Raw genomic sequence first — 24,717 nt, forward strand, 5'->3', positions numbered from 1 at the left:
TGTCCTCACGCCGGCAGGATCGAAGAAACGAGCAGTTGCGTATAGGGCTCGCGGGGATCGTCGAGCACCTGATCAGTCAGGCCGGTCTCGATCACCCGACCGCCCTGCATCACCATCACGCGGTGCGACAGCAGCCGCGCCACCGCGAGATCATGGGTCACGACGATGGCCGACAGTCCGAGCTCGCCCACCAGCGAGCGCATCATGTCGAGCAGGCGCGCCTGCACCGAGACATCAAGGCCGCCGGTCGGCTCATCCATGAAGACGAGGCGTGGCTCGGTGACGAGATTGCGGGCGATCTGCAGGCGCTGGCGCATGCCGCCGGAATAGGTCCGCGGCGCATCGTCGATGCGGCTGGCGGAGATTTCGACGCGTTCGAGCCAGGTCGTCGCGGTGTCGCGGATCTTGCCATAGTGGTTGTGGCCGACAGCCATCAGGCGCTCGCCGACATTGGCGCCGGCGGAGACCGCCATGCGCAGGCCCATGGCGGGATCCTGGTGCACAAAGCCCCAATCGGTGCGGAACAGCAGCCGGCGCTCGGCCTCGCCCATCGCGGCGAGATCACGCGTGATGCCGTCGCGCATCCGGTACGACACGTGGCCGGTATTCGGCGCGAGCTGAGCAGAGAGAAGCTGCAGCAGCGTCGACTTGCCCGAACCGCTCTCACCGACAATGGCCAGCACTTCGCCGGGATAGAGCTTGAAGGAGACGTCGCGGCAGGCCTGCAGCCGGCCATAGGTCTTGCCGAGCCCTTCGGCAATCAGGATCGGCGCGTCATCCTGCAGTGTGGTGGTGCGATCAAGCATGACGGCTCTCCGCATAAGGCGCGGCGCTTTCACTGCCATGATGGCCTTGCGCCTGCCTTGTCTCGCAATAATCAGTGTCCGAGCAGACGAACATGCGGCTGCCCTTGTCGTCGGTGACGATCTCGTCGAGATAGGAATCCTCGGCATTGCAGAGCGCGCAGCAAGCTTTGTGCTTGTAGGGCTCGAACGGATGATCCTCGAAATCCAGCGACTGCACTTTGGTGTAAGGCGGGATCGCATAGATCCGCTTCTCGCGGCCGGCGCCGAACAGCTGCAGCGCGTCGCAATTGTCCATCTTCGGATTGTCGAATTTCGGCGTCGGCGACGGGTCCATCACATAGCGTGCATTGACCTTGACTGGATAAGCATAGGCAGTCGCGATATGGCCGAAGCGTGCGATGTCCTCATACAGCTTCACATGGATCAGGCCATATTCAGCCAGCGCATGCATGCGGCGGGTTTCGGTCTCGCGCGGTTCGAGGAAGCGCAGCGGTTCGGGGATCGGCACCTGGTAAACCAGCACCTGATGGCTGCCCAGCTTTGCTTCGGGAATGCGATGGCGCGTCTGGATCACCGTCGCATCCGCCGTGTTCGTTGTGACCGCGACACCTGCGGTCTTCTCGAAGAACTTCCGGATCGAGATCGCATTGGTGGTGTCGTCGGAGCCTTGGTCGATGACCTTGAGCTTGTCGTCCACGCCCAGGATCGCGGCCGTCACCTGCACGCCGCCCGTGCCCCAGCCATAGGGCATCGGCATTTCGCGTGAAGCAAACGGCACCTGATAGCCGGGGATCGCGATCGCCTTCAGGATCGCGCGACGGATCATGCGTTTGGTCTGTTCGTCGAGATAGGCGAAATTGTAAGTCGGCGCGTTCATTCCGCGGCCTCCTGCATGGGCATCGGCGCTTCATTGGCCTCGGCGAATTCCTTGCGCAGCTTGCGAAGCAGGCCGAGTTCGGACTGGAAGTCGACGTAATGCGGCAGCTTGAGATGCTCGACGAAGCCGGTCGACTGCACATTGTCGGAATGCGACAGCACGAATTCCTCGTCCTGCGCCGGCGCCTTGACATCCTCGCCAAGTTCTCGCGCGCGGAGCGCACGATCCACCAGCGCCATCGACATCACCTTGCGCTCGGATTGCCCGAAAGCCAGGCCATAGCCACGCGTGAAGCACGGCGCTTCGGTGTCACTGCCCTTGAACTGGTTGACCATCTGGCATTCGGTCAGCGTGATCGCGCCCAGCGGCACCGCGAAGCCGACATCCTCGGCGACGAATTCGACTTCGACTTCACCGAGGCGGATTTCTCCGGCGAAAGGATGATTGCGGCCATAGCCGCGCTGGGTCGAGTAACCGAGCGCGAGCAGATAGCCTTCGTCACCACGCGCGAGATTCTGCAGGCGCAGATCACGATCGGCTGGGAAGCTCAGCGAGTCACGCGTGAGGTCGCCCACGGGCTTTTCCGGATCTCCAGCCGGCGACTGCTCGATCAAGCCATCGCGACCGAGAATATCGGTGACGCGCGGCATGATGCCGGGCTCGGCTTCAGCCACCACATTCGGCTGCTCCGGCGATCCCTCGCTCATCAGCGACGGATCGAGCAGGCGATGGGTGTAGTCGAAGGTCGGGCCAAGCACCTGACCGCCCGGCATGTCCTTGAAGGTCGAGGACACGCGACGACGCACCTGCATTTTCGCCGTATCGACCGGCTCGCTTGAGCCGAAGCGCGGCAGCGTGGCGCGGAAGGCGCGCAGCAGGAAGATCGCCTCGATCATATCGCCACGCGCCTGCTTGATGGCCAGCGCAGCCAACTCGCGATCATAGAGCGAGCCTTCAGTCATCACGCGATCGACGGCAAGGCCGAGCTGGTTCGAAATCTGGTCCAGCGAGACTTCCGGCACATTGCGATCGCCGCGGCGCTCATGCGCCAGCAACCGATGGGCATTCTCGATGGCGCGTTCGCCACCCTTGACGGCAACATACATGCTCAGCCCTCCCGCGCGACAAGGCGCGTGGTGCGCGGCAAGGCGACGATCGATTCACCGGAGACAAGAACGAGATCGATCCCGCGCGGAAACAGTTTTGCATTCTCGGCGAGACGCTCGATCAGATCGGGCACGCCGATGGCTGCGCGCAGGATCGTCGTGCCATCGATGCCGGGACCGCTCAGCTCATAGGCCGGACCGACACTCAGGCTCGCAACCTGCAGAATGATCGTCGTCGAGCGGTCCGGATATTCGCCGGAGCCGAGCGCAAACTGACTGAATGCGGGAAGCCTGATCGGATCGGCAATCACCGCGAAGCTGCTTGCGGCCGCATCGGCGATGACGGGCGCACTGGTGTGGAACTTGATCCACTTGGCGACATCGTCCGACGCCGCCAGCTTCTCATCGAGCCAGACCGGCGTATCCTGATCGAACAGCGTCAGTGCGATGGCTGCGGAGCCGCGCATCATCGGCGCCGGCACGCCGGACACGGCGCGAATGAGCTGGACGCTGCCGGGACGTGCCATCGCATCCATCACGGCGCGGAATGTGGTCTGCGCGGCAAGCACCTTGTCGGCGAAGCCGGCCGGCATTTCTGCAATCGTCGTCATGATCAACCCTCCCCGCGCACGAGCGTGTAGAAATCGACTTTGGTGGCGGCCGTTTCCGCAGCCTTGCGCTTGCGCTCCGCCGCGACATTCGCACGCAGCGGCGTCAGGACATTCGCCTCGATCGTCTCGGCAAATTGCGGCGTCTGGATCAGCGCATCGCACAGCGCGATCAGCTGCGCCTTCTTTCCATCGCGGCCGAGCGTGTAGCCGAAGCCGACCTCGCCCGAGCTGAGCCTGATCGCGGCGCGCGACACCGTCGCCTCGCCGAGATTGAACGGCGCGCCATCGCCGCCGACGCGGCCGCGCAGCATCACCAGGCCATTTTCCGGAGACCGCAACTGTTCGTGATCCGGCACCGCGATGCCATCGAAATGCCGGGCAATCTCCGCCGTCGGGCAATGCCCGAGCACGCTCATCGCCTCCTGGCGCCGCGCCTGCAGGTCGTTTGAAGGGGCTTGCATCATCTCACCGCCGCTCGACAAGTTGTATGATTTACTAGACAACTTTATAGGCGGAGGCAATGACCGTTTCGTGACAGTGACATGATTTTTGGGTATCGCTGGTGCGACGGACATTCAGGAAGTGATTTGTGACCATTCAGGACAAGCCGACCGGCGTGGCATTGTGGCGGCATGTGGCCGACGGGATCGAGCGCGGTATCGCCGACGGCCGTTTTCCGGCCGGCGAAAAACTGCCCGGGGAAACCGAGCTGGCGGATACCTATCGCGTCAATCGCCACACGGTTCGCCGCGCATTGGCGACATTGGCCGAACGCGGCATGGTGCGCGCCGAGCGCGGCAGTGGCACCTATGTGGAATCGCCGAAGCTCGCTTATCCGCTGCGCTCGCGCACGCGCTTTTCAGAAATCGCCGGCGCCGGCGGCCGCGAGCCGCAAGCGCAACTGATCGGCGCCTGGGACGACACGGCGACCCGCGAACTCGCCAAGCAGCTCGGCCTCAAGAGCGGCGCTCCGCTGATCCGCATCGAGGCCTTGCGGCTTGCGGACAAGACGCCGATCTGCGTCGGCACCAACTGGCTGTCGGCGGAGCGCTTTCCCGATTTCGGCAAGGTCTATGAGCGCATGCGCTCGATGACCAAGGCGCTGGCGCATTACGGCATCAAGGACTACCGCCGCGCCTCCACGCGCGTCACGGCGGGCATCATCGACGCCACCGATGCGACGCGACTTGGCGTGGCACTGGGACGACCGATCCTGATCGTGGACTCCCTCGACGTGGATGCTGACGGCACGCCGCTGCACTGTACGCATTCGCGCTTCGTGGCCGAGCGTGTCGAATTCGTGGTCGACAACAGCCCGCTTTAGTCCTGATGAACGATGTCCTGACGGACGCTGTCCTGACGGACGAGATCAGAACGGATCGGTGCCGAGGCCGGGTATATCGGCCGGGCGCGGGCCCGGGGCCGGCCACAGGAAGCGGCGGTCTCTCTCGGCGATCACGACATCATTGATGCTGGCCTCGCGCCGGCGCATCAGGCCGGCTTCGTCAAATTCCCACTGCTCATTGCCATAGGAGCGATGCCAGGTGCCGGCGTCGTCGTGCCACTCATATTGAAAACGCACGGCGATGCGGTTGTCGGTGAATGCCCAGAGATCCTTGATCAGGCGATATTCGTGTTCCTTGGCCCATTTGCGGGTGAGGAATTCGACGATCGCCGGACGCCCCTGGAAGAACTCCCCGCGATTACGCCAGGTGCTGTCCTCCGTATAGGCCAGCGAGACCTTCACGGGATCGCGCGAATTCCAGCCGTCCTCGGCCATGCGGGCCTTCTGGGCGGCGGTCTCGCGGGTGAAGGGCGGAAAGGGCGGCCGGGACATGAAGCACCTCGGTGTCTGATTTTTTGCCGAAGTGTAGTCCTGAATTCTGAAGAGTCGATGGAAACTTGCCTATCGGCCGATCGCTAAACCTGATCGGCCTTCATGGCGATGCGCAGTGCCTTCGGAATTGGCCGCGCGCGACCGCCGGAGACGAAGGCAACCTTCACCTTGGCTTCGAGCAGCAGGTCATCGCCACGGCGGACCTCCTGATGCAGCGTGATGGAGGCGCCCTTCACATCGAGCGGACGTGTCAGCACCTCGAGCAGATCGTCCATCTTCGATGGTTTTAGGAAATCGAGTTGCATCGCGCGCACCACGAAAGCGAAGCCCGGCGCCTCATTCTCGGCTTCCGCGAACAGGGCATGCTGATCGGCGCCGAGCAACCGCAGATAATTGGTCCGCCCGCGCTCCATGAAGCGCAGATAATTGGCGTGATAGACAATGCCAGAGAAATCGGTGTCTTCGTAATAGACCCGCACCTGCATGCGGTGAATGCCATCGGCGATAGCGCCGTCGAGATGGGAGGTCATGAAGAGAATTCTCGTTTGATATCGCGGCTATCTTGCAGCACGCGCAGGACTTCGACGTGATGCCGCTCTATGACATAAAAGATCTGATAAGGATGCACGAGAGCACATCTGACACCGGGCCTGATATTGGGTCGTGGTGCGCCGCGATGAGGAAAGATCGCGAGATCCGCAAAACAATCACGGATGTCCTCCGCAATCCTGTCCGCCGATTGTGGACTTTGCCCATAAAGATATACGTAGATTTCCAAGAGGTCGCGGTCGGCCTGACGGGAGACGACGACCTTCATGACGACCTACCGGGAAGCCGCCTCGCGCGCGCGTTTCAGGAAATCATCATAATCCCAAGGAACCACCCTGCCCGCAGCAACGTCATCCAGCCCTAGCTGAATGTCAGCTTGAAGTTGCTTGAATTTAAGTGCTTGCGACAGCAAATAGTCAGCTGCCCTCTCCTGCATGTCGGGGGGGAGGAGGTCGAGAGCTTCGGCGACTTTTTCCTTCGGTGTAGCCATAGCGATGCAATAGCATAAACACCGCGTGCTCGCGACTCCTATTCCTCCCCATCAAACAGCCCACTTTGCCCCATATCCCGCTTCGGCTCTGCCAGCCCAAGATGCTTGAACGCATGCGAGGTCAGCAGACGCCCGCGCGGGGTGCGCTGGAGGTAGCCGCACTGGATCAGATAGGGCTCGATGATGTCCTCGATGGCATCGCGCGGTTCTGACAGCGCGGCCGCCATGGTCTCGACGCCGACCGGGCCGCCACCATAGTTCATGGCGATGGTGGTGAGATAGCGGCGGTCCATCGCATCAAGACCGGCGCTGTCGACTTCGAGCGCACTCAACGCATGATCGGCGATCTTGCGGTCGATGGCGGCGGCATCGGCTGCGGAGGCGAAATCGCGGACACGACGAAGCAGGCGCCCGGCGATACGTGGCGTGCCGCGGGCGCGGCGCGCGATCTCGTTGGCGCCTTCCGGCGTCATGCCGATATCGAGCACGCGGGCGCCGCGGGTGACAATCTTTTCCAGCTCGTCGATGGTGTAGAAATTCAGCCGCAGCGGAATGCCGAAACGGTCGCGCAGCGGATTGGTCAGCAGGCCCGCGCGCGTGGTGGCGCCGACCAAGGTAAATTTCGACAGTTCGATCTTCACCGAGCGCGCGGCCGGGCCTTCGCCGATGATGAGATCGAGCTGGAAGTCTTCCATCGCGGGATACAGCACCTCTTCCACATTCGGATTGAGGCGATGGATCTCATCGATGAACAGCACGTCGCGTTCTTCGAGATTGGTGAGCAGCGCGGCAAGATCGCCAGCCTTCGAGATCACCGGCCCTGACGTTGCGCGAAAACCGACGCCGAGTTCACGGGCGACGATCTGCGCCAGCGTGGTCTTGCCGAGACCGGGCGGCCCGACAAACAGCGTGTGATCCAGCGCCTCGCCGCGCTTGCGGGCGGCGTCGATGAAGATCTGCAAGTTCGCGCGCGCCTGCGCCTGACCGACGAAATCGGACAATGCCTGCGGACGAAGGACGGTGTCGCCGACATCGTCGGAGCGGCGCTCGGAAGTGATCAGGCGATCGGGAGACGTATTCATGCAGGCAGCCTAGCACGATGCGACGACAAGGGCAGCGCGCTCACTTCGACAGTTCCTTCAGGCCCAGGCGAATGAGCATCGCTGTTTCCGCGCCCTCGCCTGCATTGCGCGAGGCCGTCGCGACAGCAGCTGCAGCTTGCGGCTGGCCATAGCCGAGATTGACGAGCGCGGAGATGGCATCGCTCACGGCGCGCGGGGCGTTGTCGTCGGCAACCGCGCCGGCGAGCTGGGCCACGACGGGATCGACCGACGCAAAGGCCGGCGCCTTGTCCTTCAATTCAGAGACGATGCGCTCGGCGACTTTCGGGCCGACGCCCGGCGTGCGTGCAACCGCGGCCTTGTCGCGCAAGGCAATCGCATTGGCGAGTTCGGCCGGCGGCAAGGTCGAGAGCACAGCAAGCGCGACGCGCGCGCCGACACCCTGCACGGTCTGCAACAGGCGAAACCACTCGCGCTCCATGTCAGAGCGGAAGCCGAACAGTTTGATCTGATCTTCGCGAACATACGTCTCGATGGACAGCACCGCGGCTTCGCCCGCCTGCGGCAGCGCCTGCAGCGTGCGCGCGGAGCAGTGCACCTGATAGCCGACGCCCTGCACGTCGAGGATCACATAATCCTCGCCATAGGAATCGATGACGCCCTTGAGCTTGCCGATCATGCCATCACCGCCTTGCGCAGCATGGCACTGGCGCGGTGATGCGCATGCGTGATGGCAATCGCCAATGCGTCGGCAGCGTCCGCGCGTTTGAACTCGGCCTTGGGCAGCAGGATCTTCAGCATCACCTGGATCTGGTTCTTGTCGGCATGGCCGGCGCCGACCACCGTTTTCTTCACGAGGTTCGGCATGTATTCGGCGACATCGATCCCGAACATCGCAGGCGACATCATCGCGATGCCGCGTGCCTGGCCGAGCTTCAGCGTGGCTGCGCCATCCTTGTTGACGAAGGTCTGCTCCACCGCAGCCTCGGTCGGCTGGAATTCATGCAGGACCTTGGTCAGGCCTTCGTGGATGCCGAGCAGGCGACTCGCCAGCGGCAACGTCTCGGGGGGCTCCACCGAACCGCAGGCGATATAGACCAGCCTGTTGCCTTCGGATTCGATCACACCCCAGCCGGTGCGACGCAGGCCGGGATCGATGCCGATGATGCGAACAGGCGCGCGAATCGAGGACACGGTCATCCCGCCTTGATAGCCGCGGTATCAGGCGAACGAAACAAAAACGCAGGACCCTGTGGCATCTGTCCCCTTGTGGTTACGCAGGTATACGCATTCTCGCGGCGCCCTGGGGGCGTCCGAGGTGTGAGCAGGTCTCCCCTCCAGACATGAGGGGAGGTGGCACGCCGCAAGGCGCACTTGAGTGGACTTGACGCTGCTCCGAGAGGCTGGATCGCCAGCACGCCTGAGCCGCGCAACGCCTTACGGCGCGCCACCGCGACGTTCTTTCCGATCGAAGGACCGTTCTTCCGGGTACTGGGCAATCCCTCGCAAGGGATTCATCCGACGGATTTCTCCGCCTTCGCCCGCACCACGTCCAGCCGCGCATTAGCGGCAGAGCCCCATAGTGGGCCCGGACGGTGACCTCCGACCACCCGAGTGCTGGGGGATACGTCCTCCCCCGGCCCGCAGGCGCCGCATCTTGCTCCGTTCAAAGACGTCTCATGAGAACGCCCCTCACCGAACAAGACGGGAGGGAGTATGGCGACGATGGGAATTTTGTCAAGAACAAATATAGAACAAACATGCTCATCTGTCATCACCCGCAAAAGCGGGTGATCCAATATACGCGGGAGAAGCGGCTCGGACCGTGAAGTCGGCGCCTACTGGATTGCCCGGCCAAGCCGGGCAACAACAGGAAGAGTGAGGGCTACAGCCACTTCTTCCATTTGAAGAAGAGATACGGGACCACCGCTGCACAGACCATCATCAGGATCGCCATGGGATAACCGAAGTCCCATTGCAGCTCCGGCATCAGCTTGAAGTTCATGCCATAGACCGAGGCGATCAGGGTCGGCGGCATCAGCACCACCGCCATCACCGAGAACAGCTTGATGATGTTGTTCTGTTCGAGATTGACCACGCCGAGCATGGCATCCAGCGTGAAGGTGATCTTGCTCGACAGATAGGAGGCGTGGTCCGTGAGGGACATCACGTCGCGCTGCATCGTCTTGAGCTGGGCGCGCATGTCCTTCGACCACTTCACGCCGTCCGCCTCTGCCGTGACGAAAGTGACGAGACGGCCGATGGAGACCAGGCTTTCACGCACTTTCGAGGTCAGATCGCCCTTGCGGCCGATGGCGATCAGGATTTCCGAATAGCGCTTGGCATGGCCGGTACGCTGCGACTCGTCGGGCTCGAAAATGTCATGGCTGACCTGGTCGATATCGGCGCCGACACGTTCCAGAATGTCGGCGCAGCGATCGATCACGGCGTCGAGCAGTTCGAGCAGCACGGTCTCGCCATTGGCATTGGCCGGTGCGTTACGACCGAGCTTGAGTTCCACGGACGCAAACGGGCGCGGCGCGTCGTAGCGCACGGTGACCAGACGCTGGCGGGTGAGGATGAAGGTGACGGCGGTGACGCGTGGATTCTCGGTGTCGGAACCGCACATCAAGCTCGCCGTCATGTAGCGGGCGCCGTTCTCGATATAGAGACGGCTGGAAATCTCGATCTCCTGCATGTCTTCCCGGGTCGGGATTTCCACCCCGGCCAGCTTCTCCACCGCCTTGTCCTCGCCCGGCGACGGCTTCACCATGTCGATCCACACCGCATTGTCCGGCAAACTCGACAGATCGGTCGGTTCGGACTTCCGGAGCGCGTGATCGACGGGGGTGAAGACAGCCAGCATGGCAACTCCGCAATGGTTGAAGATGCAAAAAGAGGAACCGCTGCAACAGCGGCCCGGACCGAATCGGCGGGAGGGCGACCATGCCCGAGACGGATGCAGCCCTCATGACAGCCTTCTTGCACCGCGCCAACCCCGAGCGCGCGCGAAAAGCCATCGCCGTGCAAACGTCGCTCAACCAGCCGAACATGTGGTCCGCCGATCACAGCTTCGGGAGAAATCGTGAGACTGCATAAACCCTGATCAAATCACGTAAATTTCTGCGGCAAATATGACACAGGTTACAACCCGCATGCTGCAGCGCGTATCTGGCCGCTGGAATCACGGGAAAATTCAGCGATACTGCGCTTAACGGAATCGTGGCGTTTAGGGGCCTATTCTGCGGACGTAACGCGCGTCCGGGCCCAGCAACTGGAACAAAGTTATGTCTCTCAAGATTCGACTGGGTTTGATCGTCGCGGCCGGCCTGATGCTGTCGGCCTGCAACACGACCACCGCCATGTATCAGCCGGCTCCGGAATCCAGCCTGAAGCCCAATGATCGCGCGCAGCTCGCCAAGGCGAAATACGCCAATGTGAAGCCAGCCGAGCCGTTCCGACGCGCCATCGTCGACTTCCACCGCAAGGAGCTGCCGGGCTCGATCGTCGTCGATTCCGACAACCACTATCTCTATTTCGTGCAGGACGGCGGCAAGGCCATCCGTTACGGCGTCACCGTGGGTGAAGAAGCCCTCGCCTTCTCTGGCGTCGCCCGCGTCGGCAACATGGCCGAATGGCCGAAGTGGACCCCGACCAAGGACATCCATGCCCGTATCGAGGGCCTGCCGGCCCAGGTGCCCGGCGGCGTGGACAATCCGCTCGGCGCCCGCGCGCTCTATCTCTATCAGGGCAACAAGGACACGCTGTTCCGTATCCACGGCACCAACCAGCCGGAATATATCGGCGCCTCGATCTCCTCGGGCTGCATCCGCATGACCAATGAGGACGTCATCGACCTCTACAGCCGCGTCAAGCCGGGCGCGCTGGTCGTCGTGCTCGAGCCGAAGGCCGGCGACTCGCCGTACAATTCGAAGCTGGCCCTGCAGGGCGGCGGCGGCACGCCGAACTAAGCTTCAGACAAACAGGAATTGAAAAAGCGTCGGGCAACCGGCGCTTTTTTATTGGGCTGAACTCAGGCCGTATTGCTCCCTCCCCCAAGCCGCGCAGCGGCGCAGTGGGGTTCTTCGTCGGATGTGTCCGGCGCGGCCCGCCGCCGCATTAACGCGAGCGCCAAAGGCAGGCGCTCGCTAGGGTCCGACGGACGAATTCGTCCGTCGTAGGCCGGGGTGGGGTGTCTCCCCACGTGGCGTCCTTCCGGGGGATAGACCCCACCCGTCACGATGCTCGCTGGACGCTCGCAGTCGTGCCACCCTCCCCGCTGCGCCGCTGCGCGGCTTGGGGGAGGGATAAGACGAGCGTCGCTGCTTAAAGCCCACGCAGCACCCACCCGCGTCCAAACGAGCAGTTTACATCGGATTAGAACCATTCCAATAAGTGCACACCTAGTGCAGGCGCCGTCACGACGCCTGCCCGGCAAACTTGGATACGTTCGACGTGATGTGGAAGCCGAAGAAGAGTGCCTCTGAACTCGAAAAGATCTTTCGGGAAACGACCCTCAAAAGCATGGGGCCATGGCCCCCGAATGTGCGGCTGATCATCTATCCGCTGAACGACAGCTGGCGCATCACCGTCGGCTATTCCGACGCTGCACATACGCCGTTCCGCGACAAGCTGATGGAGCTCAGTGTCCACCTGCGCGAGCTGTACGACCTGGAAGACGACCCCAACAGTCCCTGGCGATGACGGTGCGGACGAGGGACCGTAGTGCTCCCTCCCCCAAGCGGCCCAGCCGCGCAGTGGGAGGGAACAAGCGGAGTGCCGTCACCTGTCCCTAACGCAATAGATTGAGCGGAAATGGCGGTGCCTGCGCGCGCTGCTTGCGGGGCTTCCTGGCCTTGGCCTTTTTCTGCTCGGGCTTGGCCTTCTCGTCGGGCTTCGCCTCCTCGGCCTGCTCCTTCTCCGGCTCGGCCTGCGCCTCCGTCGGCGGCTCGGCGGGCTTTGCCTCCGCGGGCTTTGCCTCCGCGGGGGCGCCCTCCTTTGCGGCCACTTCGCGCGGCGGCGCTTCGGCCGGACGCGGGGCCGGCATCAAGGGCGCGACCTGCGGCCAGGCATCCCAGACATCCCATTGGCAGATGCGATAATTGCCGCGGCGCTCGGCGAGATCGAAATGGATGTGGTCCTCGTGATAGCCATCCGAGCCGGGCCCCAGCACCGTGGGGAAACGCGAACACAGCGACAGTAGAACCTTCTCGCGCAACTCGCGCGGCGTGCCCGGCTCGGTCAGCGCGATCGACTGGCCATTGGCCAGTTTGAGGCCGCGGATATCGAGCGCATTGGCGCGGCCATGCTCGGAGAGCTTGGCGCCCTGCTGACGGTTACGCCCGCGGCAACTGAAGGAATCGAAGTTGTCGAGCTCGACCAGTTTCGTTTTCAGGCTGCCCGCGAGCCCTGCCATGTCGGTGCGAACCCAGTCCGCCACCGCCGTGGCCATCGTGCAGCGCATAGTGGCCGCAGGCTTCAGCGGCACACGGTTCTTGTCCGCCAGCACCACCGCCTCGAGCCGCACCATGTCGGGACCACCACACGCGCCCGGCCCCTTGATGTCCGGGATGCTCGGCGCGACGGCGATGTCTTCCGTGAGTGCCACACGGCAGGCCGAAGGCGGCGGCGGCTCCGGCGGCCTGGCCTCTGCGGCCGGCTTCTCGGCGGGCTGGCCGGGCTTCTCGGCCGGCTCGGCCTCCGGCACTTGCGGGGCTTCGGCGGGACGCGCCTTGGGCAATGGCACGCGTGTGGTGGTGAGATAGGCTTCCGCCGGCAGTGCCGAAATCATGAGCAGAGCCAGACCGGCTCCAATTGTCGTTTGGCCGCAGCGGGATAGACCAAAAGTCGATTTTCCGGCCGCTTTCCCCGCGCTACACTTCATGGCAAGACCTAATTCCCCAACGATGGGCCAACCCATCGTGGGCGCTGCGGTTCCTTAGCGGAGTCGCAAGCAGAACAGAAATGCGGAGGAGCAATCGAATGCGCGGCTTGATGCAAGACTGGCCCCTGTTGTGTCATCGGATCATCGATCACGCAGCGAAAAACCACGGCGAGCGCGAGGTTGTCACCCGCTCCGTGGAAGGCCCGATCCATCGCACCACCTATGGCGAAATCCGCAAGCGCTCGCTGAAAGTGGCGCAGCGGCTGGACAAGGAAGGCATCGTGCTCGGCGACCGCGTCGCCACCATTGCCTGGAACACCTGGCGTCATCTCGAAGCCTGGTATGGCATCATGGGCATCGGCGCCATCTGCCATACGGTGAACCCACGCCTGTTCCCGGACCAGATTGCCTGGATCATCAACCATGCGCAGGACCGCATCGTGATGACCGACCTCACCTTCATCCCGATCCTGGAAAAGATCGCCGATCAGCTCCCGAGCGTCGAGCGCTACATCGTCTTCACCGACAAGGCGCACATGCCGCAGACCACGCTGAAGAACGCCGTGGCCTATGAGGACTGGATCAACGAGGTCGACGGAAACTTCCAGTGGAAGGAGTTCGACGAGAACACCGCCGCGGCTATGTGCTACACATCGGGCACCACGGGCGACCCGAAGGGCGTGCTGTATTCGCACCGCTCCAACGTGCTGCACGCCTTGATGGCCAACAACGGCGACTCGCTCGGGACCACGTCGAAGGACACGATGCTGCCGGTGGTGCCGCTGTTCCATGCCAATAGCTGGGGCATCGCCTTCTCCGCGCCATCCATGGGCACCAAGCTGGTGATGCCCGGCGCCAAGCTCGACGGCGCGTCGGTCTATGAGCTGCTGAGCACCGAGAAGGTGACCTACACCGCCGGCGTGCCGACGGTGTGGCTGATGCTGCTGCAATATATGCAGAAGGAAAAGCTGACGCTGCCGGATCTGCGCGTCGTCGTCTGCGGCGGCTCGGCGATGCCGCGGGCGATGATCGAGACCTTTGCCAATATGGGCGTGGAGCCGCGTCATGCCTGGGGCATGACGGAGATGTCGCCGCTCGGCACCGTCTGCACGTTGCAGGGCCAGTACAAGGATCTCGAGGGTGCGGAGAAGTTCGACATCCTGCAGACCCAGGGCTTCTCGCCCTTCATGGTCGAGATGAAGCTGGTCGACGACAACGACAAGCTGATCCCGCATGACGGCAAGACGTTCGGCCGCCTGCTCGTGCGCGGACCGGCGGTCGCGAAGGGCTATTTCCGCGTCGACAAGAACATTCTCGACAGCGAGGGATATTTCGACACCGGCGATGTCGCGACCATCGACGAATACGGCTACATGCGGATCACCGATCGCTCCAAGGACGTGATCAAGTCCGGCGGCGAATGGATCTCGTCGATCGATCTGGAGAATCTTGCTGTCGGCCACCCGCAGGTGGCAGAAGCGGCGGTGATCGGTGTCTTCCATCCGAAATGGGACGAGCGCCCGTTGCTGATCGTGCAGCTCAAGCCGGACCAGCAAGTGAGCCGCGAGGACCTGCTGAAATACATGGATGGCAAGATCGCGAAGTGGTGGATGCCCGATGACGTGGTGTTCGTCGATGCCATCCCGCACACGGCCACCGGCAAGATCCTGAAGACCGCGCTGCGCGATCAGTTCAAGGAATACACGCTGCCGACGGCGGCGGCGTAGTCCGCCTCCTTTAGATCGCGACGACAAGGCCCGGCGGTCCGCCGGGCCTTTCTGCTATCCGACGGACGACTATTGTGGTGCCGTGCCCCGCGCCGGCGCATTCTGGCTCGTATGCCATTTCAGGAATTGCTGAAACAGCGCCTCGCTCTGCTCCGGCGTAACCTGTGCCGCACGCGGACCGAGCGCAGCACCTCGGGCTGAGAGGAACTGATCGAATTTGGTGCGCAACTCCGGCGACGCGGTCGACGAATGCTGGTCGAGCCAGGCCTGCGCCGGCTTGAAACGCTCCCATCCCTTCAGTGGCGCACCGAGCGAAACTTCCTTCCACTTCGGATGATAGGGCGGCTGCTGCAGCGTCTTGAACTTCTCGAAGAAGACCTGAACGAAGTGCTCCATCTTCTTGTAGCGATCGGTCTTTTCCGGCCAGTTGTAGCCGGCAAGGATCGCAGCGACCGAAATCGTATCGATGCGCTGGCCAGGCGCGATCAAGGTCGGATAGTCCTCGGCCTTCAGTTCGGAAGGGAAGTAGTCTGCCTGAAGCGGGCCGCTATATTCGATCGGCACCAGGTGGAAATCGCCCGTCATCTGTGCCACCGCACGTGATGGCGTGCCCTGCACTGCGACGAAGGCGTCGAGCTCTCCGCGCTTCAGTTTCTCCTGGGCAATACGCTGCTCCATATGGGAGACGATCGGGCGGATGCCCAGGCGCTCGAAGATGGTGTTTGCGGTGATGAAGGTGCCGCCGTCGGGCAGATCGATGGCGACACGCTTGCCCTCAAGATCCTGCAGCCGCTTCACCGACTTGCCGGCGACCACATGGACTTCCTCGTTGTACAGCTTGGTGATGTAGGTGAACTGGCGACGGATGTTCTGCGCGTAGCCCTTGCGCTCGAGATAATCGAGCGTATCGGCACGGACGATACCGAGATCGACCCCGCGCAGGAACAGAATGTCGGCGATGCTCTTTACCGACCCCTTGCTGACAACGGGCAGGATGCGAAGATTGTCGCCGTCATCGAGCGCAGTGGCGAGATCTGCACCGAAATTCAGATAGGTGCCTCCGAGTGGTCCCAGCACCACGGTGATGGTGTGCGCGTTGATCCGGTCCTTGAGGCCCTTGTTGTCGGTATTGTAGTTGAACACCGCCTTCAGGCCCTGACTAACGGCCTCCGGGCTCACTTCGGCGCGTTGCGCCGAGGCCGACGTCATCATCGATAGGGAGACTGCTGCGGTCGCCGCGATGGAGGCGGCCGAAGCTACAAGTTTGAACAGTTGTTTCATCGTGGAGGTCCTGCAAGCAATTGCGATATCCGCAGTGATGCGATGCGGCTACCAATGGAGCCGCAGTGAAGTTGAAGGTCTGGCAGACGAAGCCTCAGTAGGCTTGCAGCGCATTGAGCCGGCGTGGTGCATCGGGTGCCCCCCACTCGGCAGCCTTGCCGTACCATTTACGGGCCATGGAAATGTCCGGCAGGGGCCCGCTTGCCGTCTGCTTCAGCAGGATCGGGTCATAGCTCTCGGCAAGCATCATTGCGGCCTGTACGCTGTGCGCCTCCGCAGCCCGCCGCAGCATGAGCCGCGCCGGTGCGATATCGCCTGCCGCCGTAAATTCCTGCGCGCGCCTGATCAATGACGCAATTTCGTTTGGATCCATCGTACGGTCAGGCGGCGCTGAGACCACCGGCTGCGGTACCGGAGCCGATACGGGCGGCGGCGCAATGGTGGCTGCGCCGAGTTGTGGGATTGCTGCCTGCGGTGGGATCGCGGCAGGAGCAGTGCGCGGCGGAGAGAGGGCAGCGACCTGCCCTGCAGGCCTGCTCCAGGTCATGCGGAAACTGCCGCCGACCAGCGCTGCGCCCTCGGCATTGCGCAATTCGGCATTGACCGTGACTTGTCCGGCGAACTCGTCCGGCGGCGTCACTTTTGTCACGGCAAGGTCTTGAGCCGGAATGCGCCAATCATTGGCGCTGAGCTTTTTGCCGGTGCTCAGACGGCTGCCGGCGGGCAATCCGCTCAGAACGACCACGCCGCCCGGCGGTGGCGCATTGACCGAGATACCGACCGGAAGCGTGTCGTTGGTCTCGCCGACCTGATCGGCGAATTGCAGGGTCGATGCGACGGCCTTGCGCGGCGGCGACGGCAGGATCGCGGATTTCACCTGCATCCATATCGAATCGCTATCCGCAACGGTCTCGGCATTCGGCGCCGGCCCGCGCACCAATGGGACGATCACGACGAAGATGAGCGCGATGGCCCCCACAATGCCCAGCGCCACCGCGAATCTGAGGAAGACGCCAAAACCGCTGCGTCCGCTGTCCATCGTTGGCGTGTAAATTTCCTGAGGTTCGAGCGAATCCCGCAATGCACGCGAGACCGCATCCTCGAAGACCTTCGACCGGTGCCGCAACACTGACGGCGAAGACGGCGACGGCGCGACCTGTTCCGGCGCAGGATCGTGCCGGAACATGGCCGGCTCCTCGTAGCGCGGTTCAAAATTGCTTTCGCGGACTTGATCCGGATTGGTATCGGTCGGGCGCCTTAAATGACGCGGGGCATAATAAAGCGGATCGTTTGGATCGAGATCGAAGTCCCTTAAATTACTCATGACAATAGTTCCCCAACTGCAATCTGGGGCCGTCGGCGCGGACGCGCACCGCCGGCGGCGATAGTCCTGGTCGGCAAAATTTTCTGTCTACGGAATCTAAGCTCCGCTTGGCCGCTCCTGTTTGAACGGATACCAAGCAAAGGAAGGGAACCTTCCAAGACCTCAATGATTGACAGCCTGCTCCCTGCGTGAGCAGGCGCCCGCCAAAAGTCTTCCGGTCCTGCCGCTTTTTAGCGGCTCATCAGGTCCGGTGCCGGCACCGTCGTAATGAACGACTATAGTACCGGTGACCTCCGAAGACTTTGTGGCCAAACTTCATCAAGTTTTTGTCTGAATTTAGAATTGCCACGGTTGAGTCCCGCTTTGAATTCAACTTTTCTGTTGTGTTTACAACAACATGTCTGTTCAGCTGGCTGACGCGAAAACGGATATTCCCGCTCGGCAAGACCTCCGCGATACAGCAGACGACTTCTAGCGTTGAACGTGCAAACCCCTATTATTATAGGGATCGCAGCAGTACCCCGCCCGACCGATCGCAACCACGGCGACAGATCGCGAGGTCATCGTACGAGTGGCCACGGGACCGGACCCGCGCTGAAAATTCGCGAGGGCCGCGGCCGTTTTGATCTTAACCAAAACGATAGGCATTTTGTCGCACCCGACTGATTTAGCTCAATTCAGCTCCTCCCGGGGATCAGCGGCACGCGGCTGCTGCGGGGCGGGTGAAAGACGGTTCCAGAATGAAAAAAGGCGACTGGATCGACCAGTCGCCTTGCATGATGCCGAAACGGAGTTCGAAAGGTCAGTTGCTCAGTGCAGCCTTCACCAAACCGCTGGCTTTGCCGAAATCCATCTGACCGGCATATTTCGCCTTCAGGCTCGCGATCACCTTGCCCATGTCCTTCATGCCGGCGGCGCCGAGTTCGCTGATCTCGGCTGATATCGCCGCCTTTGCCTCATCCTCGGACATCTGCTGCGGCAGATAGGCTGATATGACGGCGATCTCCTCGCGCTCCCCAGCGGCGAGTTCGGCGCGGCCGCCCTTCTCGTACAATTCGACCGACTCCTGGCGCTGCTTGATCATCTTCTGCAGCAGGCTGAGCAGATCGCCATCGCTGAGCGGCGGCTTGCTTTGGCCGCGGGCATCGATGTCAGCATTCTTGATGGCCGCATTGACCATGCGCAGCGTGGACAGCTTGCGCTCGTCCTTGGCCTTCATGGCCTCCTTGACGGCGGTATTGATGCTTTCGCGCAGCATTTGCGTCTCCTTGTCGGCGGCCTCTCGGCGACGCCGGAATTTGGCTGGTTCGATCTAAGCGCTTTGCCGTGATGGCACAACATGCCCGCAAAGCCGCAGGCCGGCGGTCACGGGGCCGGCTGGCGGTGCATCGAGGAGAATTCATCGGCCCCGTCACTGCGCAATTCATCGGGTTCGCCGACGTCAGGCCCGCGCGGCAGCACCATCAGTGCAGCAATCGTGGTCGGAATGCCCGGCTTGCCCCACAGCATCGGCTGCACTTCGAAATTGACCCGGATGTTCCGGCCATCGATCTCGGAGACGTTCGCCATCCAGTCCATGCAGACGGGATCCGCCGCAAAACAGGTGCCCACCCAGCCGCGCCCCAATGTCGCCGGCCGCGGCATGCCCCAGGTGTACTGGAAGCGGAACGGCCGGCTGTAACGGGGATGGTCCGGGCTGTAGAAGGCGGTTGCGAAAGCGAGGCCGTCGTCGCCGCTGACCTGCACCATCGGGCGCCCGGTCGCCTGGTGCCAGCGCTTGGTGAGTTCGAGCGCGGCGAGCTTGTAGTAGGTGCGCTCATTGGGGCTGACGCTGTTGCGCTGGATCGCATGGATCGGCGCGGCGACAACGATGGCAATGATTGCGATCCCCGCCACCCAGGTGGCGAGATTGACGGTGAAGAAACGCTCCAGCGTGTAGCTGGCGCCGCAGACGATCAGCACCACCGGCAGGAACAGGCCCTGCGCGGCCCAGAGCGAGGGCATGTTGGTACCGAGCGCCAGCGCCGTGACCGGCGGCAATACGAGCGTGCCGACGAAGACCCAGAACAGCAGCAGGAGCCCAGATGGCATGGCGCGGAAATCTTCGACGAACCGCGCCAGCCGCCGCCCTGCCGACAGCGTCCAGACGATCGCCGGGAACGCCAGCGTCGCCGCAACGCCCAGCAGGAACATGCTCGCCTCGCCGAACGAATGGCGAAGCCCGAAGCCGCCCTGCTGCTTGAGCGGATAAGCGAGCGTCTCGCCGTCGTTCATGATGAGCCAGTGCAGATGCGGGCCGAGCACGACGAGACCGGTCAGCGTCGAGACCCACGGCGCCCACGACTTGAAATAGACCGCGCGCCGCGGATGCGCGAAAGTCGCCAGCGCGAAACTGGCGATCAGGAATACCGAGTAATATTTCCCGAGCATCGCCAGCGCCGCGAGGGCGCCGGCGGCGATCGACCAGCCGATCCTGCGCGTCTCGAAGGAGCGCAGATGGCAATAGGTGGCGAGCGGCCAGATCGCCAGCAGCACGGTATTGGCGTTGAAGCGCTGGGCGTAGAATTGATAGACCGGCGTCAACATCAGGAGCATCAGGATGACGGCGCGGGAATCGCCGCGCACGAAGCGCCGGGCAATGAGATCGACGGCGAACAGTGCCAGCGCCGCATTGGTCATGGACAGCAGCTGGAACGACCAGTCGGTGAGCGGAAACACCTGCGTCCACAGCCACGCCACCCAGCCCATCAGTGGCGGGTGCTTGGCATTGCCCCAGGCGAAGTCGCGCCCGAGCGTCCAGGTCTCCAGAGCATCGGCATGGAGATCGCCGCTTTGATAGGCAATGACGAGGAAAAGCCACCAGGCGGCAGCGAAAGCGGTGATGAGAAGCGGGATCGCCCAGCCCTTCTCGATCCCGTCGAGCCATGCCAGGAAAGGACGGCGCCAGCGCGCTGGCGCCGTGGCCGAACGTGCAGCCATGGAGGCGAAATAATCGAGCCGCACGGAAATATCCGGAAATACCCAGTTTGGGGGTTGCTAACGGCGAATCGCTTAATCAGCAAGCAATCTTCGGCGCAATCCGACCGATTCAACCATAAATACCTTGATCGGATGTCTCTGGCATGGAAGGTCCTGCACCCGTTACCGGGTTCCGACCTTGTGAATCCGCCCGTTCCGGCTTTGACGCCGCGAAGCGCCGGGACTATGTAGTCCTCTCATGACCCCCACAGAAACATCCCCAGCCTGGCCGGACCACAAACCGACCGCGCTCCTCGTGCTCGCCGATGGCACCGTGCTGGAAGGCTTCGGCCTTGGCGCGGAAGGCCAGGCCGTCGGTGAAGTCTGCTTCAACACCGCCATGACCGGCTATGAAGAGATCCTCACCGATCCCTCCTATGCCGGCCAGCTCATCACCTTCACCTTCCCCCACATTGGCAATGTCGGCGCCAATGACGAGGACATCGAGACGGTGAACATGGCGGCGACGCCCGGCGCGCGCGGCGTGATCCTGCGCTCGGCCATCACCGATCCGTCGAATTTCCGGTCGTCGCGTCATCTCGACGCCTGGCTGAAGGCGCGCGGCATCATCGGCATTTCCGGCATCGATACCCGCGCCCTCACCGCGCTGATCCGCACCAAGGGCATGCCGAACGCCGTCATTGCGCACGCGAAGAACGGCCAGTTCGACCTGCACGGGCTGAAGGAAGAAGCGCGCGAATGGCCCGGCCTCGAAGGCATGGACCTCGTGCCCATGGTCACCTCCGGCCAGCGCTTCGACTGGGACGAGAAGCCCTGGGTCTGGAACGAAGGTTTTGGCCGCCAAGACAAGCCCGAATTCAACGTGGTCGCCATCGATTACGGCATCAAGCGCAACATCCTGCGCCTGCTGGCCGGCGAAGGCTGCAAGATCACCGTTGTGCCCGCCACCACCTCGGCTGAAGACATTCTGGCGCTGAAGCCGGATGGCGTGTTCCTGTCCAACGGTCCGGGCGACCCGGCCGAGACCGGCAAATATGCCGTGCCGGTCATCAGGCAGGTGATCGATAGCGGCCTGCCGACCTTCGGCATCTGCCTCGGTCACCAGATGCTCGGCCTCGCGGTCGGCGCCAAGACCAAGAAGATGCATCAGGGCCATCACGGCGCCAATCATCCGGTCAAGGACGAGACCACCGGCAAGGTGGAGATCACCTCGATGAACCATGGCTTCGCCGTGGACGAGGCGACGCTGCCGAAGGGCGCCAAGCAGACCCACATCTCGCTGTTCGACGGCTCCAATTGCGGCATCGAAATCGAGGGCAAGCCGGTCTTCTCGGTGCAGTATCATCCGGAAGCATCTCCCGGCCCGCAGGACTCGCATTACCTGTTCAAGCGGTTCGCGGATTTGATGCGGGCGAAGAAGGCGTCGTAAGGCGCCGGAAAAATCAGAATGTGGTCATGGCCGGGCTCGTCCCGGCCATTGTCTTTGGTGGCTATGGGCTGGTGTTCACCGCCTCGTTTTGTATGATGCCCGTCATCAAAAACAGGAAACGCCATGACCGACCAAGCCTCCCCTTTCGGCATCGCCTCCCCTGCCGTCCTCGCCTCCATGTCCGGGCTCGACTTCGTGCGAAAGATGTTTGCGGGCGAGCTGCCGCAGCCGCCGATCATGGAGAATGTCGGCCCGTTCGACTGCACGGCAGAGCATGGCCATGTGGTGCTGCACAGCATTCCCGGCATCCGGCACTACAATCCGATCGGCTCCGTACATGGCGGCTACGCCGCGATCCTGCTGGATTCCGCCATGGGCCTTGCGGTGCATTCGACGCTGCCGCCGGGCTCGGGCTACACCACGCTGGAATTCAAGATCAGTTTTATCCGCGGCATGAGCGAGACCTCCGGCACGGTACGGACCGAAGGCAAGGTTCTCAATGTCGGACGGCGCGCCGGTACGGCGGAAGCGCGGATCACCGACGACAAGGGACGGCTGCTCGCGCATGCGACGACGACGTGTCTCGTGTTCGAACTGCCGAAATGATCGCGTGAAGGAACGGGTTGGCACCATCGGGGTTTGCGCTCTGTCTCACACGGGGGTCCCCGATGTCCGTCACCGCTCCACAAAGCATCGTTTTCACCGATGACGGGCTCACGCCGAACAATCCTTTGCCGCTGCTGATCTACAAATCCGCGATCGACGTCAGCGGCGACAGCCCCGAGGCCACCATCGAGCGGGTCTTTGGCGACAATGGCTGGGGCGACATGTGGCGCAACGGCGTGTTCGATTATCTGCATTACCACGCCACGGTGCATGAGGTACTCGGCGTCTCACTCGGTCACGCCGTCATACGCTTCGGCGGGAACCATGGGCGCGAGATCGAAATTGCAGCGGGTGACGTCGCCGTGCTGCCCGCCGGGACCGGCCATCAGCGCATCAGCGCTAGCCCGGATTTCCGAGTGGTCGGCGCCTATCCGCCAGGACCAGGCGTCGAGATCACACGGGCGATGCCGGAAAACCATCGCAAGGCGCTGCAGACAATTCCACGGGTCGAGCTACCGCCGGGCGATCCCGTGTTCGGCAAGGACGGACCGCTCATGAGGTTATGGAAGGCCACTTGAGCGGCACATGAAAACGCCCGCTGCGAGGCGGGCGTTTTCGGCACGTCAATGGCGCTGACGTTACTTCTCGTTGGCGCCTTCCGCGCGGCTGGCTTCGAACAGGAACCAGGTGCGGCGCTCGGTCTCGTCGATGTAGTTTTCCAACAGGCTGGCGCTGGCGACGTCATCGGCGTCGTCACACACCTTGTGCGCCTTGCGCAGCGCCGCGGCCATCTTCTTGTTGTCTTCCATCAGCTCGTGCAGCATCTCGACCGGCGGCACGTAGTCTTCGTTGTTGTCCTTGACCGACTGCAGCTTCGCGATCTCGCCGATCGAATGCACGGTGCGACCGCCGATCTTGCGCACGCGTTCGGCGAGCGGATCGGTGGTCGCGAAAATCTGGTCCGCATGCTCGTCGAGCAGCAGGTGATAGTCACGGAAGTGGCGGCCCGAAATGTGCCAATGGAAATTCTTGGTCTTCAGATAGAGCGCGAAGGCATCGGCGACGAGGCCGTTGAGGGCCTTGGTGACCTTTTCCACGCCATCTGCGGCCAGGTCCGTCGGGGTGTTCAGATCGGCGGCGATTTTCGACTTGGTGCTCACGAGAAATACCTTCCTTTACGCTGGGGTGGGCGGCTCGGCGGGTTGGGTGCTGATCTCGTGCGAATGTCTGCGACGAAGGGCCCACTGTGCTGGACATCCTTCCCGTCACCTACTCCGCAGCGTTCAAGAGGCCTCGTTCAAAAGACTTTGGACGAAAGACCGTTTCCAACTCGGCTGAAAACGCTCTAGACGATTCAAACGCAGACGAAATGTAAGGGTTCCCGAAGCGGGAACAAGGAAGGGCCGGGCTGCCGCATGGAAGATTGGATCGATTATTACGATTCCACCCACACGATCTATGCCAGCAAATTGCATCGGGACGTTCACTTCGAACTGATCGCGCGCGATATCATCGGCTACATTCCGTCCAGGGACGCCACAGTGCTCGACTATGCCTGCGGCGAGGCGCTGTCGGCCGGCAAGGTCACCGAGGCCTGCGCGAAACTCATTCTGGCCGAGCCGGCACCGAAAGTGCGTGAGCGGGTCGCTGCCCGTTTTGCCGCCAATCCGAAGATCGCCGTGCATTCGCTCGACGAGCTCCGCGACCTGCCGGCGGGCTCGGTCGATCTGGCGATCATGAATTCGGTCGCCCAATACATGACCCTGCCCCAGCTTGAAGACGCCTTCACCGTGGTGAAGCGCCTGCTCAAGCCCGACGGCAGACTGGTGGTCGGCGACATCCTGCCGCCGGACCTTGGCATGATGACCGATGTCATGGCGCTGCTACGGCTGGGCGCCAAGCACGGCTTCCTGTGGGACGCGCTTGTCAGTCTGGTGAAAACCGCATTGTCGGATTACCGGCAACTCCGGACCACGCTGGGTCTGCAGCACTATGCCGAAGCCGACATGCTTGCCAAACTGGCGGCAGCGGGATACCGATCATCCCGCGCCAAAATCAATATCGGCCACAACCAGGCCCGTATGACATTTGTCGCGCAGCCCATGGATGCCGTGCAGCCGATGGATTGATCGGCATTTGAAACGTTAGGG

Annotated in this window: 28 protein-coding genes; 9 read left to right on the forward strand and 19 right to left on the reverse strand. The window is 62.6% G+C overall.

Annotated features, from left to right (window positions below; genetic code table 11):
- Positions 1-5: 5 nt before the first annotated feature.
- The 5 genes from phnK to phnG are packed head-to-tail and all read right to left on the reverse strand — an operon-like array spanning position 6 to position 3,864.
- Positions 6-806, reverse strand: a complete 801-nt coding sequence (phnK, locus tag ACIQ17_RS03065) for a phosphonate C-P lyase system protein PhnK (protein ID WP_398465260.1) — start codon at positions 804-806, stop codon at positions 6-8.
- Positions 799-1,683, reverse strand: coding sequence for an alpha-D-ribose 1-methylphosphonate 5-phosphate C-P-lyase PhnJ (locus ACIQ17_RS03070; protein WP_398465262.1), 885 nt, complete (start codon positions 1,681-1,683; stop codon positions 799-801). Before ACIQ17_RS03070 ends, phnK begins: the two co-directional genes overlap by 8 nt.
- Positions 1,680-2,789 carry a carbon-phosphorus lyase complex subunit PhnI gene (locus ACIQ17_RS03075; protein ID WP_398465264.1) on the reverse strand — a complete coding sequence of 370 codons (1,110 nt, stop codon included), beginning with the start codon at positions 2,787-2,789 and terminating at the stop codon, positions 1,680-1,682. Before ACIQ17_RS03075 ends, ACIQ17_RS03070 begins: the two co-directional genes overlap by 4 nt.
- 2 nt (positions 2,790-2,791) lie before the next feature.
- Complete coding sequence (gene phnH / locus ACIQ17_RS03080; RefSeq protein ID WP_398465266.1) at positions 2,792-3,400, reverse strand: phosphonate C-P lyase system protein PhnH; 609 nt, start codon at positions 3,398-3,400, stop codon at positions 2,792-2,794.
- 2 nt (positions 3,401-3,402) lie between these two features.
- Positions 3,403-3,864: a phosphonate C-P lyase system protein PhnG gene (gene phnG, locus ACIQ17_RS03085; protein ID WP_398465268.1), complete on the reverse strand. Its 462-nt coding sequence runs from the start codon at positions 3,862-3,864 to the stop codon at positions 3,403-3,405.
- 125 nt (positions 3,865-3,989) lie between these two features.
- Between phnG and phnF the strand changes: the two genes are divergently transcribed.
- Complete coding sequence (phnF, locus tag ACIQ17_RS03090; protein WP_398465270.1) at positions 3,990-4,724, forward strand: phosphonate metabolism transcriptional regulator PhnF; 735 nt, start codon at positions 3,990-3,992, stop codon at positions 4,722-4,724.
- A gap of 45 nt (positions 4,725-4,769) precedes the next feature.
- Here the strand turns inward: phnF and ACIQ17_RS03095 are convergent, their stop codons facing one another.
- The 8 genes from ACIQ17_RS03095 to ACIQ17_RS03130 form a co-directional block, all read right to left on the reverse strand.
- Entirely contained in the window at positions 4,770-5,237 is a 468-nt protein-coding gene (locus ACIQ17_RS03095; protein WP_398465272.1) for a DUF1348 family protein, read from the reverse strand.
- A gap of 83 nt (positions 5,238-5,320) precedes the next feature.
- Positions 5,321-5,767 (reverse strand): tol-pal system-associated acyl-CoA thioesterase, encoded by a 447-nt coding sequence (gene ybgC, locus ACIQ17_RS03100; protein WP_398465274.1) that lies wholly within the window; start codon positions 5,765-5,767, stop codon positions 5,321-5,323.
- A complete protein-coding gene (locus ACIQ17_RS03105) occupies positions 5,764-6,054 on the reverse strand; it encodes a type II toxin-antitoxin system RelE/ParE family toxin (RefSeq protein WP_398465276.1) in 291 nt (96 codons plus the stop codon). Before ACIQ17_RS03105 ends, ybgC begins: the two co-directional genes overlap by 4 nt.
- Before the next feature lie 6 nt (positions 6,055-6,060).
- Positions 6,061-6,276 carry a hypothetical protein gene (locus tag ACIQ17_RS03110; RefSeq protein WP_398465278.1) on the reverse strand — a complete coding sequence of 72 codons (216 nt, stop codon included), beginning with the start codon at positions 6,274-6,276 and terminating at the stop codon, positions 6,061-6,063.
- Between the two features lie 38 nt (positions 6,277-6,314).
- Positions 6,315-7,358 (reverse strand): Holliday junction branch migration DNA helicase RuvB, encoded by a 1,044-nt coding sequence (gene ruvB, locus ACIQ17_RS03115; RefSeq protein ID WP_398465280.1) that lies wholly within the window; start codon positions 7,356-7,358, stop codon positions 6,315-6,317.
- A gap of 40 nt (positions 7,359-7,398) precedes the next feature.
- Positions 7,399-8,016 carry a Holliday junction branch migration protein RuvA gene (gene ruvA, locus ACIQ17_RS03120; RefSeq protein WP_398465282.1) on the reverse strand — a complete coding sequence of 206 codons (618 nt, stop codon included), beginning with the start codon at positions 8,014-8,016 and terminating at the stop codon, positions 7,399-7,401.
- Positions 8,013-8,537: a crossover junction endodeoxyribonuclease RuvC gene (gene ruvC / locus ACIQ17_RS03125; RefSeq protein ID WP_398465285.1), complete on the reverse strand. Its 525-nt coding sequence runs from the start codon at positions 8,535-8,537 to the stop codon at positions 8,013-8,015. The genes ruvA and ruvC overlap by 4 nt, the downstream gene beginning before the upstream one ends.
- 685 nt (positions 8,538-9,222) lie before the next feature.
- Positions 9,223-10,203, reverse strand: a complete 981-nt coding sequence (locus ACIQ17_RS03130; RefSeq protein ID WP_398465287.1) for a magnesium transporter CorA family protein — start codon at positions 10,201-10,203, stop codon at positions 9,223-9,225.
- A gap of 80 nt (positions 10,204-10,283) precedes the next feature.
- Between ACIQ17_RS03130 and ACIQ17_RS03135 the strand changes: the two genes are divergently transcribed.
- The 3 genes from ACIQ17_RS03135 to ACIQ17_RS03145 all read left to right on the forward strand — a co-directional run bounded on the left by ACIQ17_RS03135 (position 10,284) and on the right by ACIQ17_RS03145 (position 12,041).
- Positions 10,284-10,436 (forward strand): hypothetical protein, encoded by a 153-nt coding sequence (locus ACIQ17_RS03135; protein ID WP_398465289.1) that lies wholly within the window; start codon positions 10,284-10,286, stop codon positions 10,434-10,436.
- 188 nt (positions 10,437-10,624) lie between these two features.
- On the forward strand, positions 10,625-11,308 hold the full coding sequence (locus ACIQ17_RS03140) for a L,D-transpeptidase (RefSeq protein ID WP_398465291.1): 684 nt from the start codon (positions 10,625-10,627) through the stop codon (positions 11,306-11,308).
- Positions 11,309-11,795: 487 nt separating this feature from the next.
- On the forward strand, positions 11,796-12,041 hold the full coding sequence (locus ACIQ17_RS03145) for a hypothetical protein (protein WP_398465293.1): 246 nt from the start codon (positions 11,796-11,798) through the stop codon (positions 12,039-12,041).
- A gap of 88 nt (positions 12,042-12,129) precedes the next feature.
- Here the strand turns inward: ACIQ17_RS03145 and ACIQ17_RS03150 are convergent, their stop codons facing one another.
- A complete protein-coding gene (locus ACIQ17_RS03150; RefSeq protein WP_398465295.1) occupies positions 12,130-13,128 on the reverse strand; it encodes an extensin family protein in 999 nt (332 codons plus the stop codon).
- Between the two features lie 191 nt (positions 13,129-13,319).
- Here ACIQ17_RS03150 and ACIQ17_RS03155 point away from each other — a divergent pair, with 191 nt between their 5' ends.
- Positions 13,320-14,948, forward strand: a complete 1,629-nt coding sequence (locus tag ACIQ17_RS03155; protein ID WP_398465297.1) for a fatty-acid--CoA ligase — start codon at positions 13,320-13,322, stop codon at positions 14,946-14,948.
- A 69-nt stretch (positions 14,949-15,017) separates the two neighbouring features.
- Here ACIQ17_RS03155 and ACIQ17_RS03160 read toward each other — a convergent pair whose 3' ends face one another.
- The 4 genes from ACIQ17_RS03160 to ACIQ17_RS03175 form a co-directional block, all read right to left on the reverse strand.
- A complete protein-coding gene (locus ACIQ17_RS03160) occupies positions 15,018-16,229 on the reverse strand; it encodes a TAXI family TRAP transporter solute-binding subunit (RefSeq protein WP_398465299.1) in 1,212 nt (403 codons plus the stop codon).
- A gap of 94 nt (positions 16,230-16,323) precedes the next feature.
- Positions 16,324-17,415, reverse strand: a complete 1,092-nt coding sequence (locus ACIQ17_RS03165; RefSeq protein WP_398465301.1) for a hypothetical protein — start codon at positions 17,413-17,415, stop codon at positions 16,324-16,326.
- Positions 17,416-18,355: 940 nt separating this feature from the next.
- Positions 18,356-18,811, reverse strand: coding sequence for a GatB/YqeY domain-containing protein (locus ACIQ17_RS03170; protein WP_398465303.1), 456 nt, complete (start codon positions 18,809-18,811; stop codon positions 18,356-18,358).
- 107 nt (positions 18,812-18,918) lie between these two features.
- Positions 18,919-20,556, reverse strand: coding sequence for a glycosyltransferase family 39 protein (locus ACIQ17_RS03175; RefSeq protein ID WP_398465305.1), 1,638 nt, complete (start codon positions 20,554-20,556; stop codon positions 18,919-18,921).
- Between the two features lie 214 nt (positions 20,557-20,770).
- On the opposite strand from ACIQ17_RS03175, the gene carA reads away from it, so the two are divergent.
- The 3 genes from carA to ACIQ17_RS03190 all read left to right on the forward strand — a co-directional run bounded on the left by carA (position 20,771) and on the right by ACIQ17_RS03190 (position 23,145).
- Complete coding sequence (carA, locus tag ACIQ17_RS03180) at positions 20,771-21,961, forward strand: glutamine-hydrolyzing carbamoyl-phosphate synthase small subunit (protein WP_398465307.1); 1,191 nt, start codon at positions 20,771-20,773, stop codon at positions 21,959-21,961.
- Positions 21,962-22,084: 123 nt separating this feature from the next.
- Entirely contained in the window at positions 22,085-22,567 is a 483-nt protein-coding gene (locus ACIQ17_RS03185; protein ID WP_398465309.1) for a PaaI family thioesterase, read from the forward strand.
- Positions 22,568-22,629: 62 nt separating this feature from the next.
- The gene (locus ACIQ17_RS03190) at positions 22,630-23,145 is read left to right on the forward strand and encodes a hypothetical protein (RefSeq protein WP_398465311.1); all 516 of its coding nucleotides are present in this window, start codon (positions 22,630-22,632) and stop codon (positions 23,143-23,145) included.
- Positions 23,146-23,205: 60 nt separating this feature from the next.
- Here ACIQ17_RS03190 and ACIQ17_RS03195 read toward each other — a convergent pair whose 3' ends face one another.
- Positions 23,206-23,727: a Dps family protein gene (locus ACIQ17_RS03195; protein WP_398465313.1), complete on the reverse strand. Its 522-nt coding sequence runs from the start codon at positions 23,725-23,727 to the stop codon at positions 23,206-23,208.
- A gap of 255 nt (positions 23,728-23,982) precedes the next feature.
- Between ACIQ17_RS03195 and ACIQ17_RS03200 the strand changes: the two genes are divergently transcribed.
- Positions 23,983-24,696 carry a class I SAM-dependent methyltransferase gene (locus tag ACIQ17_RS03200; RefSeq protein WP_398465315.1) on the forward strand — a complete coding sequence of 238 codons (714 nt, stop codon included), beginning with the start codon at positions 23,983-23,985 and terminating at the stop codon, positions 24,694-24,696.
- The last annotated feature ends 21 nt before the right edge of the window (positions 24,697-24,717 follow it).

It is taken from the genome of Tardiphaga sp. (genome assembly GCF_044340795.1).
Taxonomy (GTDB): domain Bacteria; phylum Pseudomonadota; class Alphaproteobacteria; order Rhizobiales; family Xanthobacteraceae; genus Tardiphaga.

Excerpts from the sequence above, each read along its gene's own strand:
- phnK (WP_398465260.1), bottom strand. The coding sequence starts at position 806 with ATGCTTGATCGCACCACCACACTGCAGGATGACGCGCCGATCCTGATT.
- ACIQ17_RS03070 (WP_398465262.1), bottom strand. The coding sequence starts at position 1,683 with ATGAACGCGCCGACTTACAATTTCGCCTATCTCGACGAACAGACCAAA.
- ACIQ17_RS03075 (WP_398465264.1), bottom strand. The coding sequence starts at position 2,789 with ATGTATGTTGCCGTCAAGGGTGGCGAACGCGCCATCGAGAATGCCCAT.
- phnH (WP_398465266.1), bottom strand. The coding sequence starts at position 3,400 with ATGACGACGATTGCAGAAATGCCGGCCGGCTTCGCCGACAAGGTGCTT.
- phnG (WP_398465268.1), bottom strand. The coding sequence starts at position 3,864 with ATGATGCAAGCCCCTTCAAACGACCTGCAGGCGCGGCGCCAGGAGGCG.
- ACIQ17_RS03095 (WP_398465272.1), bottom strand. The coding sequence starts at position 5,237 with ATGTCCCGGCCGCCCTTTCCGCCCTTCACCCGCGAGACCGCCGCCCAG.
- ybgC (WP_398465274.1), bottom strand. The coding sequence starts at position 5,767 with ATGACCTCCCATCTCGACGGCGCTATCGCCGATGGCATTCACCGCATG.
- ACIQ17_RS03105 (WP_398465276.1), bottom strand. The coding sequence starts at position 6,054 with ATGAAGGTCGTCGTCTCCCGTCAGGCCGACCGCGACCTCTTGGAAATC.
- ACIQ17_RS03110 (WP_398465278.1), bottom strand. The coding sequence starts at position 6,276 with ATGGCTACACCGAAGGAAAAAGTCGCCGAAGCTCTCGACCTCCTCCCC.
- ruvB (WP_398465280.1), bottom strand. The coding sequence starts at position 7,358 with ATGAATACGTCTCCCGATCGCCTGATCACTTCCGAGCGCCGCTCCGAC.
- ruvA (WP_398465282.1), bottom strand. The coding sequence starts at position 8,016 with ATGATCGGCAAGCTCAAGGGCGTCATCGATTCCTATGGCGAGGATTAT.
- ruvC (WP_398465285.1), bottom strand. The coding sequence starts at position 8,537 with ATGACCGTGTCCTCGATTCGCGCGCCTGTTCGCATCATCGGCATCGAT.
- ACIQ17_RS03130 (WP_398465287.1), bottom strand. The coding sequence starts at position 10,203 with ATGCTGGCTGTCTTCACCCCCGTCGATCACGCGCTCCGGAAGTCCGAA.
- ACIQ17_RS03135 (WP_398465289.1), top strand. The coding sequence starts at position 10,284 with ATGCCCGAGACGGATGCAGCCCTCATGACAGCCTTCTTGCACCGCGCC.
- ACIQ17_RS03140 (WP_398465291.1), top strand. The coding sequence starts at position 10,625 with ATGTCTCTCAAGATTCGACTGGGTTTGATCGTCGCGGCCGGCCTGATG.
- ACIQ17_RS03145 (WP_398465293.1), top strand. The coding sequence starts at position 11,796 with ATGTGGAAGCCGAAGAAGAGTGCCTCTGAACTCGAAAAGATCTTTCGG.
- ACIQ17_RS03150 (WP_398465295.1), bottom strand. The coding sequence starts at position 13,128 with ATGATTTCGGCACTGCCGGCGGAAGCCTATCTCACCACCACACGCGTG.
- ACIQ17_RS03155 (WP_398465297.1), top strand. The coding sequence starts at position 13,320 with ATGCGCGGCTTGATGCAAGACTGGCCCCTGTTGTGTCATCGGATCATC.
- ACIQ17_RS03160 (WP_398465299.1), bottom strand. The coding sequence starts at position 16,229 with ATGAAACAACTGTTCAAACTTGTAGCTTCGGCCGCCTCCATCGCGGCG.
- ACIQ17_RS03165 (WP_398465301.1), bottom strand. The coding sequence starts at position 17,415 with ATGTTCCGGCACGATCCTGCGCCGGAACAGGTCGCGCCGTCGCCGTCT.
- ACIQ17_RS03170 (WP_398465303.1), bottom strand. The coding sequence starts at position 18,811 with ATGCTGCGCGAAAGCATCAATACCGCCGTCAAGGAGGCCATGAAGGCC.
- carA (WP_398465307.1), top strand. The coding sequence starts at position 20,771 with ATGACCCCCACAGAAACATCCCCAGCCTGGCCGGACCACAAACCGACC.
- ACIQ17_RS03185 (WP_398465309.1), top strand. The coding sequence starts at position 22,085 with ATGACCGACCAAGCCTCCCCTTTCGGCATCGCCTCCCCTGCCGTCCTC.
- ACIQ17_RS03190 (WP_398465311.1), top strand. The coding sequence starts at position 22,630 with ATGTCCGTCACCGCTCCACAAAGCATCGTTTTCACCGATGACGGGCTC.
- ACIQ17_RS03200 (WP_398465315.1), top strand. The coding sequence starts at position 23,983 with ATGGAAGATTGGATCGATTATTACGATTCCACCCACACGATCTATGCC.